Annotated in this window: 16 protein-coding genes and 1 riboswitch; of the genes, 7 read left to right on the forward strand and 9 right to left on the reverse strand. The window is 75.9% G+C overall.

The window, feature by feature from the left end:
- Nucleotides 1-41 precede the first annotated feature (41 nt).
- Entirely contained in the window at nt 42-1,316 is a 1,275-nt protein-coding gene (locus BUE37_RS09730; RefSeq protein ID WP_073420006.1) for a hydroxyacid-oxoacid transhydrogenase, read from the reverse strand.
- Between the two features lie 136 nt (nt 1,317-1,452).
- Here BUE37_RS09730 and BUE37_RS09735 point away from each other — a divergent pair, with 136 nt between their 5' ends.
- Together BUE37_RS09735 and BUE37_RS09740 are read left to right on the forward strand one after the other, a co-directional pair.
- Complete coding sequence (locus BUE37_RS09735) at nt 1,453-2,421, forward strand: cyclase family protein (RefSeq protein ID WP_073420007.1); 969 nt, start codon at nt 1,453-1,455, stop codon at nt 2,419-2,421.
- Nucleotides 2,422-2,428: 7 nt separating this feature from the next.
- On the forward strand, nt 2,429-4,078 hold the full coding sequence (locus BUE37_RS09740; RefSeq protein WP_073420008.1) for an AMP-binding protein: 1,650 nt from the start codon (nt 2,429-2,431) through the stop codon (nt 4,076-4,078).
- 40 nt (nt 4,079-4,118) lie between these two features.
- Here BUE37_RS09740 and BUE37_RS09745 read toward each other — a convergent pair whose 3' ends face one another.
- Genes BUE37_RS09745 through xylA form a run of 3 tightly spaced genes read right to left on the reverse strand, consistent with a single transcriptional unit; the run spans nt 4,119 to nt 7,512 of the window.
- The gene (locus BUE37_RS09745) at nt 4,119-4,922 is read right to left on the reverse strand and encodes a sulfite exporter TauE/SafE family protein (protein ID WP_073420009.1); all 804 of its coding nucleotides are present in this window, start codon (nt 4,920-4,922) and stop codon (nt 4,119-4,121) included.
- Nucleotides 4,919-6,325: a xylulokinase gene (xylB, locus tag BUE37_RS09750; protein WP_073420010.1), complete on the reverse strand. Its 1,407-nt coding sequence runs from the start codon at nt 6,323-6,325 to the stop codon at nt 4,919-4,921. Before xylB ends, BUE37_RS09745 begins: the two co-directional genes overlap by 4 nt.
- Entirely contained in the window at nt 6,325-7,512 is a 1,188-nt protein-coding gene (gene xylA / locus BUE37_RS09755; protein ID WP_073420011.1) for a xylose isomerase, read from the reverse strand. The genes xylB and xylA overlap by 1 nt, the downstream gene beginning before the upstream one ends.
- Before the next feature lie 102 nt (nt 7,513-7,614).
- On the opposite strand from xylA, the gene BUE37_RS09760 reads away from it, so the two are divergent.
- A complete protein-coding gene (locus tag BUE37_RS09760; protein WP_073420012.1) occupies nt 7,615-8,817 on the forward strand; it encodes an ROK family transcriptional regulator in 1,203 nt (400 codons plus the stop codon).
- Between the two features lie 18 nt (nt 8,818-8,835).
- On the opposite strand, the gene BUE37_RS09765 is transcribed toward BUE37_RS09760, so the two are convergent.
- From BUE37_RS09765 to BUE37_RS09780, 4 genes are all read right to left on the reverse strand, one after another.
- Complete coding sequence (locus BUE37_RS09765; protein WP_245794481.1) at nt 8,836-9,837, reverse strand: VldE C-terminal domain-containing protein; 1,002 nt, start codon at nt 9,835-9,837, stop codon at nt 8,836-8,838.
- Nucleotides 9,838-10,085: 248 nt separating this feature from the next.
- Nucleotides 10,086-10,240, reverse strand: a riboswitch (cyclic di-AMP (ydaO/yuaA leader).
- Nucleotides 10,241-10,392: 152 nt separating this feature from the next.
- On the reverse strand, nt 10,393-10,668 hold the full coding sequence (locus BUE37_RS23770; protein WP_073420013.1) for a hypothetical protein: 276 nt from the start codon (nt 10,666-10,668) through the stop codon (nt 10,393-10,395).
- A 14-nt stretch (nt 10,669-10,682) separates the two neighbouring features.
- Nucleotides 10,683-11,321 carry a DNA-directed RNA polymerase subunit alpha C-terminal domain-containing protein gene (locus BUE37_RS09775; protein WP_073420014.1) on the reverse strand — a complete coding sequence of 213 codons (639 nt, stop codon included), beginning with the start codon at nt 11,319-11,321 and terminating at the stop codon, nt 10,683-10,685.
- 25 nt (nt 11,322-11,346) lie between these two features.
- On the reverse strand, nt 11,347-13,128 hold the full coding sequence (locus BUE37_RS09780; protein ID WP_073420015.1) for a serine/threonine-protein kinase: 1,782 nt from the start codon (nt 13,126-13,128) through the stop codon (nt 11,347-11,349).
- Nucleotides 13,129-13,392: 264 nt separating this feature from the next.
- On the opposite strand from BUE37_RS09780, the gene BUE37_RS09785 reads away from it, so the two are divergent.
- Nucleotides 13,393-14,271 (forward strand): bile acid:sodium symporter family protein, encoded by an 879-nt coding sequence (locus BUE37_RS09785; RefSeq protein ID WP_073420016.1) that lies wholly within the window; start codon nt 13,393-13,395, stop codon nt 14,269-14,271.
- Nucleotides 14,272-14,275: 4 nt separating this feature from the next.
- Here BUE37_RS09785 and BUE37_RS09790 read toward each other — a convergent pair whose 3' ends face one another.
- Complete coding sequence (locus BUE37_RS09790; RefSeq protein WP_245794483.1) at nt 14,276-15,508, reverse strand: PucR family transcriptional regulator; 1,233 nt, start codon at nt 15,506-15,508, stop codon at nt 14,276-14,278.
- 116 nt (nt 15,509-15,624) lie between these two features.
- On the opposite strand from BUE37_RS09790, the gene BUE37_RS09795 reads away from it, so the two are divergent.
- Genes BUE37_RS09795 through BUE37_RS09805 form a run of 3 tightly spaced genes read left to right on the forward strand, consistent with a single transcriptional unit; the run spans nt 15,625 to nt 18,958 of the window.
- The gene (locus BUE37_RS09795) at nt 15,625-17,148 is read left to right on the forward strand and encodes a flavin-containing monooxygenase (RefSeq protein WP_073420017.1); all 1,524 of its coding nucleotides are present in this window, start codon (nt 15,625-15,627) and stop codon (nt 17,146-17,148) included.
- Nucleotides 17,145-18,110, forward strand: coding sequence for an alpha/beta fold hydrolase (locus BUE37_RS09800; RefSeq protein WP_073420018.1), 966 nt, complete (start codon nt 17,145-17,147; stop codon nt 18,108-18,110). Before BUE37_RS09795 ends, BUE37_RS09800 begins: the two co-directional genes overlap by 4 nt.
- Nucleotides 18,107-18,958: an SDR family NAD(P)-dependent oxidoreductase gene (locus BUE37_RS09805; RefSeq protein ID WP_073420019.1), complete on the forward strand. Its 852-nt coding sequence runs from the start codon at nt 18,107-18,109 to the stop codon at nt 18,956-18,958. The genes BUE37_RS09800 and BUE37_RS09805 overlap by 4 nt, the downstream gene beginning before the upstream one ends.
- The last annotated feature ends 18 nt before the right edge of the window (nt 18,959-18,976 follow it).

Here is an 18,976-nt window from a genome sequence, read left to right on the forward strand (position 1 = left end):
GCGCGCGGTCCGGTCAGCGAGGTCCGGTCAGCGGGCCGCGGTCACCACAGCGACATCGAGCGGCGGAAGATCCCCGCGACGTCGTCCTCGGTGACCTCCTTCGGGCAGGTGGCCAGCAGCCGCTGCTGCTTCATCGTGCCCTCGACCAGGTCGCCGACGTCGCCCTCCCCGAAGCCGACCGCGCCCACCCCGTTCGGGATGTCGATGTCGCGCATCAGGTCGGTGAGCACGGTGGGCAGGAACTCCGAGGGGTCGTCGGGCTGCCCGGCGTTCGGCGCGAGCAGCTGCGCGGCGCGCACGTGCCGCTCGGGCGAGGCGTCGAAGGTGAACCGGAAGGCCTCCGGCGCGGTCAGCGCCACCGACATCCCGTGCGGCACCATCGGCTCGTCGGCCGGGTAGTCCTTGGGGTGGAAGTCCTTCACCTGCCCGGCGATCGGGTAGGCGTTGGCGTGCGGGATGTGCACGCCGGCGTTGCCGAAGCCCATGCCGGCGAAGGTGGCCGCCATCGCCATGTCCGCGCGGGCCTGCGTGTCGTCGCCGTGCCGCACCGCCCGCCGGAACGAGCCGGCCAGCAGCGACAGGGCCTTCTCCGACCACATGTCCGAGATCGGGTTGGACCCGCAGTAGGGCACCCGCTGCTCGGGCGCCTTGCGGTCGTAGGTCGTGTACCAGCGCGCGGTGTAGCTCTCCAGCGCGTGGCAGAGGATGTCCATCCCCGACGCCGCCGTGACGCCGGCCGGCTGGGTGAGCGTCAGGTCGGGGTCGATGACGGCGAGGGTGGGCCGCAGCCGCGCGTGGCTGATGCCGGTCTTCACCCGCTGGGCGATCACGTCCATCACGCAGATCGTCGTGCTCTCCGACCCGGTGCCCGTCGTGGTCGGGACGGCGACCAGCGGCCGCAGCGGCTCGCTCGGTGCCTGCCCCTTCCCGACCGGCACGTTGACGTAGTCCATGAGCTCGCCGGGGTTCGTGGTGAGCAGGTTGATCGCCTTGGCGGTGTCGATGCTCGAGCCGCCGCCGACGGCCACGAACGCGTCCCACGGCCCGGACGAGCGGGCGTCCTCGATGGCCTGGGTGAGGCTGACGTCGGTGGGCTCGACGTGCACGCCGTCGTACACCCGCGCCTCGATGCCGAAGCGGCCCATCTGGTCGGCCACCCGCTGCGGCAGGCCGGTGGCCGCCACCCCCGGGTCGGTCACCACGAGCACCCGCCGCACGCCGTAGCGGCTGAGGTCGTAGCCGATCTCGTCGGACGCCCCGCTGCCGAACTTGAGCTGGGGCGCGCCGTAGGTGAAGACGGACTCGGGGCTGGTCATGACGCGCTCCTCGGCTGGGCGGCGGATCCGGTTGCAGGGATCGTTGCACCCGCCTTGTGGCCGGGACCACAGCGCGGCAGGGTCGGGGTCGGGTGCACCCCGCAACCGTTTCCCCGTCTGCCCATGGAGGCCAGCCGTGACCGCAGAGCCCGAGACCACCGTCCCCTCCCTCGAGGAGCTCCTCGCCGACTCGCCCACCAACTGGGGCAAGTGGGGCGACGACGACGAGGTCGGCTCGCTGAACTACCTCGGCCCCGAGCAGGTGCTCGCCGCCGTCGGGCTCGTCCGGCAGGGCAAGGTCTTCACGCTGCAGCGGCTGATCGGCGACCCGAAGGGCGACCCGGTCTGGCCCGGCCGCACCCCGGCCGAGCGCACCCAGATCCTCGACGAGTCCACCTGGGACTCCCCCGACGCGCCGCAGTACCCCGGCGGCCTGCACTACGCCGACGACAAGATCAACGCGTTCCTGCAGGGCTCCACGCAGTACGACGGGCTCGGCCACGTCTGGTACGGCGGCAAGATCTGGAACGGCTACGACGCGCGGACGACGATCGGCGGCCTGGACAAGGCCAGCGTCGAGCCGATCGCCCAGCGCGGCGTCGTCGGCCGGGCGGTGCTGCTCGACATGGCCCGCTTCCGCGGCAAGCCCACGCTCGACAAGGGCGAGACCTTCACCCACGAGGACCTCGTGGCCTGCGCGCAGGCGCAGGGCACCGAGATCCGCAAGCGGGACATCCTGGTCATCCGCACCAACTTCCTGCAGCTGTTCTTCGAGCAGGGCGAGGGCTTCTACGAGGGCTTCAACGAGCCGGGCCTGGTCTACAGCCCCGAGCTCGTGCAGTGGTTCCAGGACATGGAGATCCCGAACCTGGTCACCGACACGATCGCCAACGAGGTCACCACCGACCCGAACAACGGCGTCGCACTGGTGCTGCACAACGCGCTCATGCGCAACCTCGGCGTCACGCTCACCGAGATCGCCGACCTCGAGGCACTCGCCGCCGACTGCGCCGAGGACGGCCAGTACGACGGCCTCTACGTCGCCGCGCCGCTCAAGGTGCACCAGGGCAGTGGCTCCCCGGTCAACCCCGTCGTCCTCAAGTGAGCCCGTCGTGAGCGGCTACGACGACCGGCCCTGGCTGTCCCTCTACGGCGGGCAGCCGGCCGACTACGACATCGAGTTCGCCGACGCGCTGTCGATGTTCCGCGCGGGCGTGGAGCGCGACCCCGACGGCGTCGCCCTGCAGTACTTCGACGGCGCCGTTCCCCGCCGGGAGCTCGACGAGACGACCGACGCGATGGCGGCCGGCCTGCTCGCCAACGGGTTCTCCCCCGGCGACCGGCTGGCGGTCTACCTGCAGAACGTGCCGCAGTTCGTCATGGCGATGGTGGCCACCTGGAAGGCCGGCGGCGTCATGGTGTCGATCAACCCCATGAGCCGGACGCGGGAGCTGTCCTACCTGCTCGCCGACTCCGGGGCGACGGTGCTGCTGTGCCTGGACACCCTCTACGACGAGGTCGCGCGCGACGTCGTCCCGGGCACCGACGTCCGGCTGGTGCTCACCACCAGCGGGCTGGACCTGCAGACCCGCGACGACGAGCGGCTGTTCGCCGGGGTCACCCGGCAGCGGCACGAGGGCACCACGGACCTGCTGGAGTTCGTCGAGCAGCACCGCGGGCAGACCCCGCCCGCGGCCGCGCTCGGGCCCGACGACGTCGCGTTCCTGACCTACACGTCGGGGACGACGGGCGTGCCCAAGGGGGCGATGAACACCCACCGCAACGTCTGCTTCACCGCGCAGGTCTACCGCGACTGGACCCACGCCGGCCGGGACGGCTCGATCTTCGGGATCGCTCCGCTGTTCCACATCACCGGCCTGATCGGGCACGTCGCGGTGAGCATGCTGGTGCCGCAGACGCTGGTGCTCGCCTACCGCTTCGAGCCGCAGGTGGTGCTCGACGCGTTCCTCGAGCACCGGCCGGCGTTCACCATCGGGGCGATCACCGCGTTCAGCGCGCTGCTCAACGCCCCGGGTTTCACCAAGGCGCACTTCGAGTCGTTCACGTCGATCTACTCCGGCGGCGCGGCGATCTCCCCGGCCGCCGAGCGCGGGTTCCTCGAGGCCACCGGCCGTCAGGTGCACAACGCCTACGGCCTCACGGAGACGACGTCGCCGATGACGGTGACGCCGTTCGGGTCGCCGTCGCCGGTGGACCCGACGTCGGGCGCGCTGTCGGTGGGCGTCCCGGCGCCGAACACGATCGTGCGGATCCAGGACGACGACGGCGCGGACGTGCCGCTGGGCGAGGTCGGCGAGATCGTGGCCGACGGCCCGCAGGTGGTGGCCGGCTACTGGGGCAAGCCCGAGGAGACGGCGGCCAACCTGCCCGGCGGGGCCCTGAAGAGCGGCGACGTCGGCTTCATGGACCCGCAGGGCTGGGTGTTCATCGTCGACCGCAAGAAGGACATGATCAACGCGTCGGGCTACAAGGTGTGGCCACGCGAGGTCGAGGACGTCCTGGCCGAGCACCCCGCCGTCCGGGAGTCCGCCGTCGTCGGCGTCCCGGACGAGAAGCGCGGGGAGACGGTCAAGGCGTTCGTCAGCCTCAAGCCGGGCGCGAGCGCGACGCCCGACGAGCTGATCGCGCACTGCCGGGAGCGGATGGCCGCCTACAAGTACCCGCGCAGCGTCGTGCTCCTCGACGAGCTGCCGAAGACGGTCACCGGCAAGATCCTGCGCCGCGAGCTGCGCGGGACGTGAGGTGCGGCCGGGTCCCCGCGGCGCGCCCGCGGGGACCCGGTCAGCCGCGCACGTTCTCCGTCCACACGTCCCAGCCCAGCCGCACGACGAGCGCGGTGACCACGACGAGGAAGACGGCGCGGATGAACCCGGTGCCGCGGCTGGTCGCCGTCCGGGAGCCGAGGTAGCCGCCGACCACGTTGGCCGCGGCCAGCGACAGGCCCAGCCCCCACACCACCGACCCGTGCGGGACGAAGAACGCCAGCGCCCCGAGGTTGGTGGCGACGTTGACGATCTTCGCCTTGGCGCTGGCGTTCAGGAAGTCGTAGCCCAGCAGCGAGACCAGGGCGAACACGAGGAACGAGCCGGTGCCGGGGCCCAGCACGCCGTCGTAGAACCCGATGACCGCGCCGATCGCGAGCGCGGTGCCGGTGTGCCGGCGGCCGGTGTGCCGCAGCGCCGTCACCTCGCCGAGCGCGGGCCGGAACGCGGTGAACAGCGCGATCCCGACCAGCGCGACGACGATCACCGGCTTGAACACGCTCGCCGGCAGCAGCGCCGCCACCGACGCGCCGCCGAACGAGCCGGCGAGCGCGACCGCGGCCATGGGCAGCGCGGTGCGCAGGTCGGGGTGCACCCGGCGCTGGTAGGTGACCGCGCTGGTGGTGGTGCCGAACACCGAGGCGAGCTTGTTGGTGGCCAGCGCCTGCACCGGCGCCAGCCCCGGCACCAGCAGCAGCGCCGGCAGCTGGATGAGGCCCCCGCCGCCCACGACGGCGTCGACCCACCCCGCGGCCAGCGCCGCCACCAGCACCAGGGCCAGCAGCGACGGCGTCAGCCCCTCCGGGAGGAACCCCCCGCTCACCCGGCGCGCAGGCGCTCGGCGGTCATCTCCCGCACCTCGGCGTAGCGCTCGCGCACCCCCGGCGTCACGTCGGCCTCGTGCACCTCGGTGCCCGGCCGCGCCCACTCCGGCGGGGCGTCGGCGCCCGACAGCACCCAGGCCGCCTGGCGGGCTGCGCCGTCGGCCACGTACTCCCCCGGCGGCGGCACGAGCACCGGCACCCCGAGGACGGCCGGGGCGATCGCCCGCACCGCCTCCGAGCGGGCGCCGCCGCCGACCAGCAGCACCCGGCGGACCTCCGCCCCGGTGGCGCGGACGGCGTCGAGTCCGTCGGCCAGGCCGCACAGCAGCCCCTCGACCGCGGCGCGCGCGAGGTGCGCCGGGGTGGAGGTGCCGAGCGTCAGGCCGTGCAGGGCGCCGGTCGACGTCGGGCGGTCGGGCGTGCGCTCGCCCTCCAGGTAGGGCACCAGCGTCAGCCCGCCGGCGCCGGCCTGGGCCGACAGGGCGAGCCGGGACAGCTCGTCGTGGCCGACGCCCAGCAGCCGCGCGGTGGCGTCCAGGACGCGGGCGGCGTTGAGCGTGGCCACCAGCGGCAGGTAGCGGCCGGTGGCGTCGGCGAACCCGGCGACCGCGCCGGTCGCGTCGGCGGCGGGGACCTCCGACACGATCGACACGACGCCGGAGGTGCCCACCGACAGGACGACGTCGCCGGGCTCGGCGGCCAGCCCCAGGGCCGCGGCGGCGTTGTCGCCGGTGCCCGGGCCCAGCTGCGCGCCGGTGGTGGACGTGCCCGCGGACTCCGCGGGCCCGAGCACCCGCGGCAGCGCCGGGGTGCGGCCGAAGGCGCGCTCCAGCAGGTCGGGGCGGTACTCCCCCGTCGCAGCCGACCAGTAGCCGGTGCCGCTGGCGTCGCCGCGGTCGGTGACCAGCGCGTCGAGGCCCGGCCTGCCGGCCAGCACCCAGGTCAGCCAGTCGTGCGGCAGGCAGACCGCGGCGGTGCGCTCCGCGTTGGCCGGCTCGTGCTCGGCCAGCCAGCGCAGCTTGGTGACGGTGAAGGACGCCACCGGCACCAGGCCGACGGCGTCGGCCCACGCCTGCGGGCCGCCGAGCTCACGGGTGAGGTCGGCGGCCGCGCCGGCGGAGCGGGTGTCGTTCCAGAGCAGGGCGTCCCGCACGACCGAGCCGTCCTCGTCGAGGCAGACCATGCCGTGCTGCTGGCCGCCGACGGCGACCGCGGCGACGTCGTCGAGACCGCCGGCCTGCGCCACCGCCTGCTCCAGCGCGGCCGCCCAGGCCGCGGGGGCCACCTCGGTGCCCTCGGGGTGCGGCGCCCGGCCCTCGCGGACGAGGGTGCCGGAGTCGGCGTCCCGGACGACGACCTTGCAGGCCTGGGTCGAGGTGTCGACCCCCGCGACCAGAGGCATCAGCGGGCGCCGAGGAGGTGCTCGACGGCCAGCTGCGACAGGCGGACCTGGCCACCGCGGCGCGCACCGGCGGCGTCGGCGTCGAAGTCCTCGAACGCCGAGCGGTCGGCGAGCAGCTGCTCGTAGGACTCGCCGTCGCCGAGGGTCGGCTGCGCGAGCTCCGGCACGGCGGCGTCGGCGAGGGCCTCCTGCACCTCCGGGTCGGCGCGGAACGCGGCGGCCCGCTCCTTGAGCAGCAGGTAGGTGCGCATGTTGGCCGCGGCCGACTCCCAGACGCCCTTCAGGTCCTCGGTGCGCAGCGGCTTGTAGTCGAAGTGGCGGGGGCCGTCGTAGGCCGGGCCGCCGTTCGGGCCGCCGTGCTCGAGCAGGTCGACGGTGGCGAAGGCGCTGAGCACGTCGCCGTGGCCGAAGACCAGGTCCTGGTCGTACTTGATGCCGTGCTGGCCGTTGAGGTCGATGTGGAAGAGCTTGCCCTGCCACAGCGCCTGCGCGATGCCGTGCGTGTAGTTCAGGCCGGCCATCTGCTCGTGCCCGACCTCGGGGTTCACGCCCACCAGGTCGGCGTGCTGCAGGGTGGTGATGAAGGCGATCGCGTGCCCGATGGTGGGCAGGAAGATGTCGCCGCGGGGCTCGTTGGGCTTGGGCTCCAGGGCGAAGCGCAGGCCGTAGCCGCGGTCCTCGGAGTACTGGGCCAGGGTGTCGATGCCCTCGCGGTAGCGGTCCAGCGCCGCCGAGAGGTCCTTGGCCCCGTCGACCTCGGCGCCCTCGCGGCCGCCCCACAGGACGTAGGTCTTGGCGCCGAGCTCGGCGGCCAGGTCCATGTTGCGCATGATCTTGCGCAGCGCGAACCGGCGGACGCCGCGGTCGTTGGCGGTGAGGCCGCCCTCCTTGAACACCGGGTGGGTGAACAGGTTGGTGGTGGCCATGGGCACGACGAGGCCGGTGTCGGCCAGCGCCTGCTTGAACCGCTCGATGATCTTCGTGCGCTCGGCGTCGCCGGTGCCGAAGGGGATCAGGTCGTCGTCGTGGAAGGTGACGCCGTAGGCGCCCATCTCGGCCAGCTTCTCGACGCTCTCCACCGGGTCGATCGCCGGGCGGGTGGCCTCGCCGAACGGGTCGCGGGCGTTCCAGCCCACGGTCCACAGACCGAAGCTGAACTTGTCCTCGCGGGTGGGCTGGTTCGCCATGGGGTTCCTTCCGCTGGGCACGGGGTGCTCGTCCGGGTGACGTGGGCCACCGCTTTTGTGCTGCCGTAGAACATAAACGACGGACGCCGCTAGCCTCAACCCGTGTCCGACGGCCGTACCCCCAGCGGTGCCCGGCAGTCGACCCTGCGCGCGACCAACCTGGGGCTGGTCCTGCGCGCCGTCTGCGCCGACCCCGGCGAGCTGTCCCGGGCCGGCGTCGCCGCGGCCCTCGGCACCACCCGGGGGACGGCGGCCCGGCTGGTCGACGACCTCGTCGCCGGCGGCCTGCTCGACGAGGTGGAGCGCGGGCCCGCCGCCCGCCGCGGCCGCCCCGCCACCCCCCTGGCGCCCGGCTCGCGGCCCGCGGGCCTGGGCATGCAGGTCGACGCCGGCCTGGTCGCCGTCCGGGTGCTCGACCTGCGCGGCCGGGTGCTCGCGGAGCGGCTGCACGAGGAGGACCTGCGCGACAGCGACCCGGCCGCCGCGCTGTCGCTGCTGGGCGGGCTGGCCGCCGACGTGCTGGGCGCGCTGCCCGCGGGCACCCGCGTCGTCGGGGCGGGGCTGGCCCTGCCCGGCCTGGTCGACGCCGGCCGCGGGCTGCTGCTGCGCGCGCCGAACCTGCGCTGGTCGCGGGTGTGCCCGGCCGAGCTGCTGGCCGGCGCGCTCCCGGCGGACCTGGTGCCGGCGCTGGGCAACGAGGCCGACCTGGCCGCGCGCAGCGTCGCCGAGGACGCGCCGGGGCGCCCCGGGCCGCACCGCGACTTCGTCTACCTGTCCGGCCAGATCGGCATCGGCGGCGCCGCGGTGCTGGGTGGGCGGGTGATGACCGGCAGCTCGGGCTGGGCCGGCGAGATCGGGCACGTCTGCGTCGACCCCGCCGGACCGGCGTGCCCGTGCGGGTCCACCGGCTGCCTGGAGCGCTACGCCGGCCGGCTGGCGCTGCTCGCCGCGGCCGGGGTGCCCGCCGACGCCGGCCCCGGCGAGCTACGCACCCGCGCGGAGGCCGGCGACCCGGCCGCGCGGGCGGCGGTCGACGGCGCCGCGTGGGCGCTGGGCGTGGCCCTGGCCGGGGTGGTGAACGTCCTCGACATCCCGACCGTCGTGCTCGGCGGGCACCTCGCCGAGCTCACCGGCCTGCTGCGCCCGCGCCTGGAGGAGCACCTGGCACGCCGGGTGCTGTCGGCCCGTTGGCGGCGGCCGGTGGTCGACGCCGGCGGTGCGGTGCCGGCCGCGGGGGCCACGGGCGCGGCGCTCCGGGCCCTCGACGCGGTGCTCGAGGACCCGGTGCGCTGGCTGCCGGCCTGAGCGGACCGGCCCCGGGGCTCAGCCCTGGTAGTTGACGTGCACGTGGTCGTAGTGGTTGGCGGTCACGCCGCCGCGGTCCTCCATGCGCGACCACGAGCCGCCCGGCGAGGACAGCATCCGCTGCTCCCAGATGAGGTAGTCGACGCCGAGCTCGGACCAGTGGTCGATGTGGTACTGCACGATCGCGTCGCCGAGGGCGGCGTCGGACATGACCATGTAGTCCAGCGCCAGGCCCGACGGGTGCCCGCCCGGGTCGGCCGCGCTGGGCCGGGTGCCGCCGAGGGTGATCGAGGCGGCGCCGGGCACGTTGCTCACCACGGCGTCGGCCGCGGCCTGCACCACCGACCGCACCGGGCCGGAGGTGTTGCTGATCCGGGCCACCCGGGAGGCGGTCGTCCCGGTGGCGGACGACGACGCCGACGACGAGGCGGTCGACGAGGACGCGGACGACGACGCGGCGGCGGACTCCTGCTCGGCCTCCGCGGCGGCAGCCGCCTCGGCTGCGGCGGCTTCCGCGGCGGCGGCGGCCTCGGCGGCGACGCGGGCGGCCTCGGCCTCGGCGGCGAGCCGGGCGGCCTCGGCGGCCTGGGCGTCGCGGGCGGCCTGGTCGGCGCCGGCCTGCGCCTGCTGGGCGGCGGTCTCGGCGGCCTCGCGGCTGCCGCGGCTCGCGGCGACCTGGCCGAGCTCCGCGATGTCCTGCGGCTGCACCGTCTGCGGCTCGGTGGCGGCGGGACCGGTGGCGGCCGACAGCCCCAGCGCCTGGGCGACGCTCAGCGACTCCGACGTGCCGGCCTGCGCCTCGGCGGCCGGGTCGGGGGTGAGCAGCAGGTTGGCGGCCAGCGCGCCGGCCGCGGCGACGCCGAGCAGCAGCCCGGGGCGGCGGACGGCGGAGCGGCGGGCGGCGGGGCGGGCGGCGCGGCGGGCGGTCCGGCCGGCGCCGCGGGGCGCGGCGGGGACGGCGATCTCCGCGGTGGGGGCGGCCGGCTCCGGCGTGCGGATCTCGGCGGTGGGGGCGTCCATGCGGGGCTGTGCTCCAGGGGTGCGGCCACGCGGCCCGGCGGCGGGCACGGCGTGGCGGATGTGCGGGCGGCTCCGGCGGTCCGCGGGACGCGGTCGGCCGGCGACCGGCGTCCGGGCGGGGCCGGGCGGTCGCGGGACCGGCGTCGGGGACGGCCGGGGCGGTCAGATCCGGGGACGCACCCCGGTGCGGCGGAGCCGGCGCGGGGGTGGTGCGGTCGTGCTGAGGGCGCGCGCCATCCGGCGGCTCTCCGTTCTCCCGATGGCCGCCTACCGGGTCAGCTGACGGGTTCGGGCGGGAAGCAGCCCTACCTGCGGGCGGACGGTGTCCGGCCCCGCGGGATTCACCCCAGTGGTGCGGTGGGTCCCCGGCTCGCCCCGGAGGGCGACTCGGCGGCATCCGCCCGGACTCCCCGGACGGGGACGTGACGACCGGTCGGACGGCGCCACGGTAGACGTCGTTATCGCCCCGTGACAATCTCGCGCCGGTCCGGCGTGACGAGTGTCGCGCGCGTCGTCGGCGTGTCGCCTCGCGTCCCGCGGACCCAGCCCTCGGGCTCAGCCCTCGTCGGGCTCGTTCTCGTCCGGCTCGTTCTCGTCCGGCTCGTTCTCGTCCGGCTCGTTCTCGTCCGACTCGTTCTCGTCGGGCTCGTTCTGGTCCTCGCCGCTGGAGCCGCCGGAGCCGCCCTCGTCCTCGACCTGCTCGACACCGTCCCCGCCGCCCCCGCCGCCGCCCTCGCCCCCACAGGCGGCGGTGACCGGGACGAGGGCCGCGAGGGCCAGACCGACCAGGGCCGCGCGCAGGCGCGCGACCCCCCGGCGCTGCAGCGACACGGGATCCTCCTCGTTCAGCCGAGCAGACGGCGCAGGCAGTCGGCCTGCGTGCGCACCGACCAGACGGCCAGCCGGGCGGGCAGCGTGACGGCGGACCGGGCCACCCGGACGCCGAAGGCGAGGAGGTCGGCGTACTCGGCCGGGCGGGGCGCCGCCGCCCGGGGAGTCGCCGCGCGCGGGGATGCGGGGGCCGGCTCGGGCTCGTCGTCGCCGGGGTCCGCGTCGTCCTCCGGGGCGCCCGCGGGCCCGGCGTCCGGTGCGGCCGCGCCCCGGGCCTCGACGGGGGCCCCGACCTGGGCATCGGCCTGGGCCTCGACCTGGGCATCGGGCGGCGCCTCGGGCACCAGCAGGTCGAAGGCGGTGCGCCGGCGGGGGTCGCGCAGCGAGGCGAAGGACGGGATCTCGGGCGAGGCGGGCCCGCCGTCGTCCTCGGAGGGCAGCGGCAGCTGCGCCGGCGGCTCGGGCACGACCCGGCGGATGGCGGTCACCAGCCCCGGCCCGAGCCCCGGCACGGCGGCCAGTTCCCGGCGGGACAGGCCGGCGAGCGCGGCGACGTCGGTGATGCCGGCGCGGGTCAGCGCGGTGACCGCGCGGGTGGGCAGGTCCAGCGTCGCGATCGTCCCCGCCGGCGCGCCCGGCGACCTGGTCGGCATGGCGGAGGACCCTAGTCGGCGCCGGTCAGCCGGCCGCACCGGTGTCCGGGCCGGGCGTACCCGCCGACGACGGACCGGACGGGCCCGCCGACGGGGCGGACGACGAGCCCGGGGACCCCGGCGACGTCGGCGCGGGGGCATCCGGCTCCGACGGCGCGGGCTCCGACGGCGCGGGCTCCACCGGCTCGGACGACTCCGGTGCCGTCGGCGCCGGGGCCTCCGGCTCGGTCGGCGAGGGCTCCACCGGGTCCGAGGGGGCGGGAGCGGACCCCTCCGGCGCGGGCGCCGACTCCCCCGGCGCCGACCCGGCCGGCGCGGACTCCCCGGCCCCCGACGGCGCGGTGCCGGTGTCCGCCGGCTGCGACGGGGCGGGCCCCGGCGGCGTGGTCGCGGACGGGGCCGCCGGCGCGGTCGCCGACTCGCTGCCCGGAGCGGCGGTGTCCGACGGCGCCGGCTCCCGCGCCGGTGCGGTGTCCTCGGCGGGCGCCGGCCCGGCCGGGGACCCGGCGGCGGGCGGTGCGGCCGCGACGGACAGGGTGACGCGGTCGCCGGCCCGCAGCGGGACGCCGACGGGGTCGAGCGCCGCGACGGTGCCCGGCGCGACCGCCGTCGTCTGCTCGGTCTCCCGGGAGACGGTGAGGCCGAGGGCGGTGAGGTCGGCGGCGACGTCCTCGACCGGCCGGCCCACGTGGTCGCCGGCGGTCAGCACGACCGACGACGCCGCGGCGGCGCTCCCGCCCGACGGCGTCGAGGACTCGGCGGCCTGCGCCGGGGCCTGCCCGCCGCCGGAGCCGCCGGGCCACAGCACCACGGCGAGCAGGCCGGCGAGCACCAGCGCGAGGACCGGCGCCAGCAGCAGGACGCCGCGGCGCCGGCTGGGCGGCTCCCGCACGTCGTCGTCGGCCGGCAGGAGGGCGGGCACCGGGCTGGTCGGTGGGCCCGCCCCGACGGCGGTCGAGCCGGAGGTCTCCTCGATGGTCTCCTGCACCGCGGTGAGGAAGGCGTCGGCGTCGGCCGGCCGCTCGGCGGGGTCCTTCACCAGCGCCGCGCCGATGAGGGAGCGCACGACCGGCGGCACGTCCTCGGGCAGCGGCTCGGGCTGCTCGCGCACCTGCTTGAGCGCCACGGCGACCGGGTTGGTGCCCTCGAAGGGCGCGTGGCCGGTGAGCGACTCGTAGCCGACCAGGCCGAGCGCGTAGACGTCACTGGCCGGGCTGACCCGCCCGCCGGCGGCCTGCTCCGGCGACATGTAGCGCGCGGTGCCGATGACCTGCCCGGTGCCGGTGAGCGGCACGCTCTCGGCCGACCAGGCGATGCCGAAGTCGGTGAGCTTCACCCCGCCGTCGGGACGCACGAGGATGTTGGCCGGCTTGACGTCGCGGTGCACGAGGCCCGCGCGGTGCGCCTCGGCGAGGCCGGCCGCCGTCTGCTCGAGCACGGACAGGGCGGCGCCGGGCTCCAGCGGGCCGTCGGCCGACAGCAGCGCCGACAGCGGCGCCCCCTCGACCAGCTCCATCACCAGGTAGGCGAGGGACTCGCCGGTGTCGGCGTCGCGGGTCTCCCCGTAGTCGAGGACCGCGGCGATGTTCGGGTGGCTCAGCGCGGCGGCGTGCCGGGCCTCGCAGCGGAAGCGCTCCAGGAACACCGGGTCGTCGGCGTACTCGCTGCGCAGGACCTTGACCGCGACCGGCCGCTCCAGCAGCACGTCGCGGCCGCGCCACACCTGGCCCATGCCGCCGCTGGCGATCGGCTCCTGCAGCTCGTAGCGGTCCCCCAGCGTCTGCCGCCCGGTGCCCAGCGAGGTCACGTCCCGTGCTCCGTCCCGTCCGCGTGCGCGGGCCAGCTGCCCGCCTCCGTCGACTCCCCCCGGGAGCGGCCCGGCGACGGCGATGCCGCCGCGAGCGCTCCAGGAGGGGTGCCCGGACCGCACCGTCCCCAACCACCGACCCCGGTCACAGGCCTCGACCACCCGGGTGGCCCGAGCGGGCGAGGGCTCGCCCCGGAGCCCTCCGTCCGCCACGATCCGCACAGTTCCGCGGCAACGGCGCCGCGGCCGTCCCGGAGGTCGCCCATGGACTCGGCACTCGGCACCGTCGCCCTGCCCGCCGCGCTGGCGGTGATCATGTTCGGCCTCGGGCTGTCGCTGACCGTCGACGACTTCGCCCGGGTCACCCGCCGCCCGAAGGCGGCCGTCGTCGCCCTGGGGCTGCAGGTGATCGTGCTGCCCGCGCTGTGCTTCGGGCTGGTGGCGCTCGCCGGGCTGGAGCCGGTGCTCGCCGTCGGCATGGTGCTGCTCGCGGCCTCCCCCGGCGGCACGACGGCCAACCTGTTCAGCCACCTGTTCCGCGGCGACGTCGCGCTCAACGTCTCGCTGACGGCGGTCAACTCGCTGCTCGCCGTCGTCACGCTGCCGCTGCTGACCAACCTCGCGGTCACCGTCTTCGACCCGGCCGGCGCCGAGTCGATCGGCCTGCAGTTCGGCAAGACGCTGCAGGTGTTCGCCGTCGTCCTGGTGCCGGTGGCGCTGGGCATGCTCGTGCGGCGCGCGGCCCCGGCCTTCGCCGACCGCATGGACCGCCCGGTGCGCGTGCTGTCGGCGCTCGTGCTCGCGCTGGTCATCGTGGGCACCGTGCTCGCCGAGCGGGAGGACGTCGGCGACTACCTGCGCCAGGTCGGCCTCGTGGCGCTCGCCTTCTGCCTGCTGAGCCTGCTGCTCGGGTTCGCGGTGCCGCGCGCGCTGGGCATCGGCCACCGCCAGGCGGTCGCCTGCTGCTTCGAGATCGGCGTGCACAACAGCACGCTGGCCATCGCGGTGGCGATCAGCGTGCTCGGCAGCGTGGAGCTCGCGATCCCGGCCGCCGTCTACGGGGTGCTGATGTTCCCGGTGGCGGCGGTGGTCGGCTGGCTGGTCAGCCGGCGGGCCCCCGACCGGGAGGCGCAGCCGGCCTGAGCGGTCAGCCCCCCGGGCCGCGCCAGCGCAGCACCTCCAGCGCCGCCGCGACGCCGAGGACGTTGTCGGCCAGCGGGCGGGGCAGCAGCTCCTCGGCGCGCGCCAGCCGGCGCAGCACGGTGTTGCGGTGGGTCCACAGCCGCTCGGCGGTGCGGGAGGCGTTGCCCAGCTCCTGCACGTAGGTGTGCACCGTCCGGCGCACCTCGGCGTCGGCGGTGAGCAGCCCGCCGAGGGTGTCGGCGAGGAACTCGTCGACGGCGGCCGGCTCGGCGGTGAGCAGCGCGACGAGCTGCACGTCCTCGTAGCGGGCGGTCTGCTGCGGCGAGGTGAGCCGGGCGAGCATCCGCTGGGTGGTCGCGGCGTCGAGGTGGCTGCGCCGGAAGCCCTCGACGTCGCGGCCGGGCCGGCCGACGGCGACCCGCACGCCCGGCGTCCCCGCCAGCGACGCCGTCAGGTCGGCCACCCGCGGCGCGGTGCCCACCGGCAGCCACACCCAGAGCGCCGCGGCGCTGGCCACCACGGTCAGCCGCCGCGGCGCCCCGGCCGCGCGGGTGAGCGCCTCGGCCGCGGCCTCCAGGTCCTCGGGCCCGGCGGTGCCGGATCCCGACCAGACGACGGCGGCGGTGTGCGGGCCGGTGAGCCCGTAGCCGAGCTGGGCCTCCGCGCGGGCGCGGGCGATCGGGGCGCCCTCCAGCAGCAGCGCCACCGTGGCCCGGCGCTCGGCGTGCCCGCCGCGGGTGAGCTCGGCGCGCTCGGCGACCATCCGCTCGGAGACGGCGGCGACCGTGTCGTCGATGAACGCGGTGATCGACAGCGCCGAGACGTCGAGCAGCTCGCGCAGCTCCGCGGGGTCGGCGGTGAGCTGGAAGCAGATCTCCATCCACCGCCGCCAGGCCACGCCCTGGGCGGTCCGGTAGGCGTCCAGCCCGCTCTGGTCCAGCCCGCGGCGCACCAGGTCGCGGGAGGCCTCGAGCACCTCCGGGCCGAGGTTGGCCGGTACCCGGCGGCCCGGGTGCTGCACGTTGGCCGCCGCCCAGTGCAGCAGGTTGGCCAGGTTCGCCCGCCGGGTCGCCTCGGCGAGCACCGGGTCCTCGGCCACCGGGCGCATCCGGTCGCTGCCCAGCGCCGCCGCGTGCAGCTCCTCGATCCACTCGGCCCGGGGGTCCAGCGCCGCCTCCGCACCGCGCCGGAAGAGCTCCCGGGTGCGCTCGGACACCCGGGGCCAGTCGTCGCTCACCGGTGCATCGTGCACCACGCGGCCCATGACGGGGTGCACGTCGTCCTAGCGGGCGGTGGCCTGCGCCACGGATGGTCGGTACCAGGCGCACGTCCGTCCCCGGGGAGAGCCACCGCATGACCACCAGCCAGCCACCGCTGCAGACGCCGGTCGAGCACCTCGACGTGCTGATCGTCGGCGCCGGGATCTCCGGTATCGGCGCCGGCCGGTACCTGACCACGGAGCTGCCGGCGAAGAGCTTCGCGATCCTCGAGGCGCGCGGCGCCTCGGGCGGCACTTGGGACCTGTTCCGCTACCCCGGCATCCGCTCGGACTCCGACCTGTCGACGTTCGGGTATGAGTTCAAGCCGTGGCGCGACCGGCAGTCGATCGCCGACGCCCCCAAGATCCTCGCCTACCTGCGCGAGACGGCCACCGAGAACGGCCTCGACGAGCGGATCCGCTACCACCACCGGGTGCTGGCGGTGTCCTGGTCGAGCGCCGACGCCCGCTGGACGGTCGACGTCGAGCGCACCGACACCGGCGAGCAGCTGCGGCTCACCGCCGGCTGGGTGTTCTGCGCCGGCGGCTACTACCGCTACGACGAGGGCTTCACGCCGGTGTTCGAGGGCCGGGACCGGTTCCGCGGCGAGATCGTGCACCCGCAGTTCTGGCCCGAGGACCTCGACCTGACCGGCAAGCGGGTCGTCGTCGTCGGCAGCGGCGCGACCGCCGTGACGATCGTGCCGGCCATCGCGGGCACCGCCGCGCACGTGACGATGCTGCAGCGCACGCCCACCTACGTGCTGCCCGTCCCCCGCGAGGACCCGATCGCGGCGCGGCTGCGGCGCTGGTTCGGCGACGAGCGCGCGCACGCGCTCGTCCGCCGCAAGAACATCGCCCAGCAGCGCGCCATCTACCGGTTCGCGCAGAAGCACCCGAAGGCCGCCCGCAAGGCGATCCGATGGGTCAACACCAAGCAGCTCCCCGCGGGCTTCGACGTCGACACGCACTTCAACCCGCCCTACGACCCGTGGGACCAGCGGCTGTGCGCCGTCCCCAACGGCGACCTGTTCCGCGCGATCCGCGAGGGGCAGGCGGACGTCGTCACCGACCGGATCGCGACCTTCGACGAGACCGGCATCCGGCTCGCCTCGGGCGGGCACCTCGACGCCGACGTGATCGTCACCGCGACCGGCCTGTCGGTGCAGGCGTTCGGCGGGGTCGCGATCACGGTCGACGGCGAGCCGGTGACGCTGTCGGACTCCGTCGCCTACAAGGGCATGATGCTGTCCGGGGTGCCCAACCTGGCCTTCGCGATCGGCTACACCAACTCGTCCTGGACGCTGAAGATCGGGTTGCTCTGCGAGCACTTCGTCCGGCTGCTGCGCCACATGGACGAGCGCGGCCTCGACACCGCGCGGCCGGTCCTCGCCGACCCGGGCATGCCCACCCGGCCCTTCCTCGACTTCGCCGCCGGCTACATCCAGCGCGCGGTCGCCCAGCTGCCCCGCCAGGGGGACCGCATGCCGTGGCTGACCTCGATGGACTACTCCGACGACGTCAAGCTGCTCCGGGCCGACAGCGTGGTCGACCCGGAGCTCCGGCTCACCTCCTCGCGCGACCGCCTGCCGCGGCCGGCCGCGGCGGTGGGCGCGTGACCGCCACCGAGGCGCCCCGCGCCACCGAGGACGACCGCTTCGCCGACCTGCCGGCCGGCCCGCGGATCTGCCACCGCCTCGACGGTCCCGAGGACGGCGAGCCGCTGCTGCTGGTCGCCGGCCTCGGGCTGGACCTCACCTCGTGGCCGCGGCGGATGGTCGACGGGTTCGCCGCCCGCGGCTTCCGCGTGGTCCGGCTGGACAACCGCGACGCCGGCCGGTCCAGCCGGATCGCCACCCCGCCGCCCGGGCGCACCCGCCAGCTGCTGGCCCGCCCGCGCCCCGACGCCTACGACCTCACCGACATGGCCGCCGACACCGTCGGCCTGCTCGACGCCCTCGGCATCGCCCGCGTGCACCTGGTCGGCATGTCGATGGGCGGGATGATCAGCCAGGTGGTCGCGGCCCGGCACCCGCACCGGGTGGCCAGCCTGACGTCGATCTTCTCCACCACCGGGCACCGCCGGGTGGGCCAGCCGGCCCGCTCCACGATCCTGCGGCTCGCCAAGGCGGCGCCGCGCACCGTCGAGGAGTCCGTCGAGCGGCACCTGGCGATGCTGGCGCACATCGGCGGTCCCGGGTTCCCACCCGACGACGACCTCGAGCGCGCCTGGGCCACCGCGGTGTGGGAGCGCGTCGGCGGCGCCCGGTCGCAGGAGGTGGCCCGCCAGATCGGCGCCATCCAGGCCTCCGGCGACCGCACGCCGGAGCTCGCCGGCATCACCGCCCCGACGCTGGTGGTGCACGGCGACGTCGACCGGATGGTCCACCCCAGCGGCGGGCGGGCCACCGCCGAGGCCATCGCCGGCGCCCGGCACGTGGAGATCCCCGGCATGGGCCACCACCTGGCGCCCGGGGTCGTCGACCGGCTCGTCGAGCTCACCACCGACCTCGCCCGCGGAGCGGGCCGCACCGACACCGCCCGGAGTGCGGGCGCCCAGCGAACGGGAGAGAACCGATGAGCAGCGTGCGCGGCAAGGTCGCCGTCGTCACCGGCGCCGGGTCCGGCATCGGCCGGCAGCTGGCCTTCGAGCTGGCGAAGCGGGGCGCGCGCCTCGCGCTGTCCGACGTCGACGAGCTCGGCCTCGGCCAGACCGCCGACCGGGCGAAGGCGCTGGGCGCCGAGGTGCACACCGCCCGCGTCGACGTCAGCGACCGGGATGCCGTGGTCGCGTACGCCGACGCGGTGGCCGCCCACTTCGGCGTGGTCCACCAGGTCTACAACAACGCCGGCATCTCCGGCGGCGGCCGCTCGGTGCTCGACACCGACTGGGAGACCTACGACCGCACGCTCGGGGTCAACCTGTTCGGCGTCATCCACGGCACGAAGGCGTTCCTGCCGCACCTCGTCGCGTCCGGCGACGGGCACGTGGTGAACGTGTCGAGCCTCAACGGGTTCATGGCGCAGCCGACGCTGTCGGCGTACTGCGCGAGCAAGTTCGCCGTGCGCGGGTTCACCGAGGTGGTGCGCAGCGAGATGGTCGCCGGCGGCCACCCGGTGCAGGTGACCGTGGTGCACCCGGGCGGGGTGAAGACCAACATCGCCTCGTCGACGGCCCGGGAGGCGCAGGCGCAGGGCATCGAGCTGTCGGCCGCCGAGGTCGCCCGCCAGCGGGTGTACGACGAGAAGCTGCTGAAGATGCCGGCCGAGCAGGCGGCGCGGATCGTCGTCGACGGCGTCGAGGCCGGGAAGCCGCGGGTGCGGGTGGGCAGGGACGCCGTGCTCGTCGACCGGCTGGTGCGCCTGCTGCCGGCGCGCTACCCGGTGCTGGCGGCCTGGTACGACCGCAAGCTGTTCGGCAGCCGCTGAGCCAGGGCCGCCACGCGG

The organism is Geodermatophilus nigrescens (assembly GCF_900129495.1).
Taxonomy (GTDB): Bacteria; Actinomycetota; Actinomycetes; order Mycobacteriales; family Geodermatophilaceae; genus Geodermatophilus; species Geodermatophilus nigrescens.

Coding starts and splice junctions, on each gene's coding strand:
- BUE37_RS09730 (WP_073420006.1), bottom strand. CDS start 1,316: ATGACCAGCCCCGAGTCCGTCTTCACCTACGGCGCGCCCCAGCTCAAG.
- xylB (WP_073420010.1), bottom strand. CDS start 6,325: ATGCCTCTGGTCGCGGGGGTCGACACCTCGACCCAGGCCTGCAAGGTC.
- xylA (WP_073420011.1), bottom strand. CDS start 7,512: ATGGCGAACCAGCCCACCCGCGAGGACAAGTTCAGCTTCGGTCTGTGG.
- BUE37_RS09765 (WP_245794481.1), bottom strand. CDS start 9,837: ATGGACGCCCCCACCGCCGAGATCCGCACGCCGGAGCCGGCCGCCCCC.
- BUE37_RS09775 (WP_073420014.1), bottom strand. CDS start 11,321: ATGCCGACCAGGTCGCCGGGCGCGCCGGCGGGGACGATCGCGACGCTG.
- BUE37_RS09785 (WP_073420016.1), top strand. CDS start 13,393: ATGGACTCGGCACTCGGCACCGTCGCCCTGCCCGCCGCGCTGGCGGTG.
- BUE37_RS09795 (WP_073420017.1), top strand. CDS start 15,625: ATGACCACCAGCCAGCCACCGCTGCAGACGCCGGTCGAGCACCTCGAC.
- BUE37_RS09805 (WP_073420019.1), top strand. CDS start 18,107: ATGAGCAGCGTGCGCGGCAAGGTCGCCGTCGTCACCGGCGCCGGGTCC.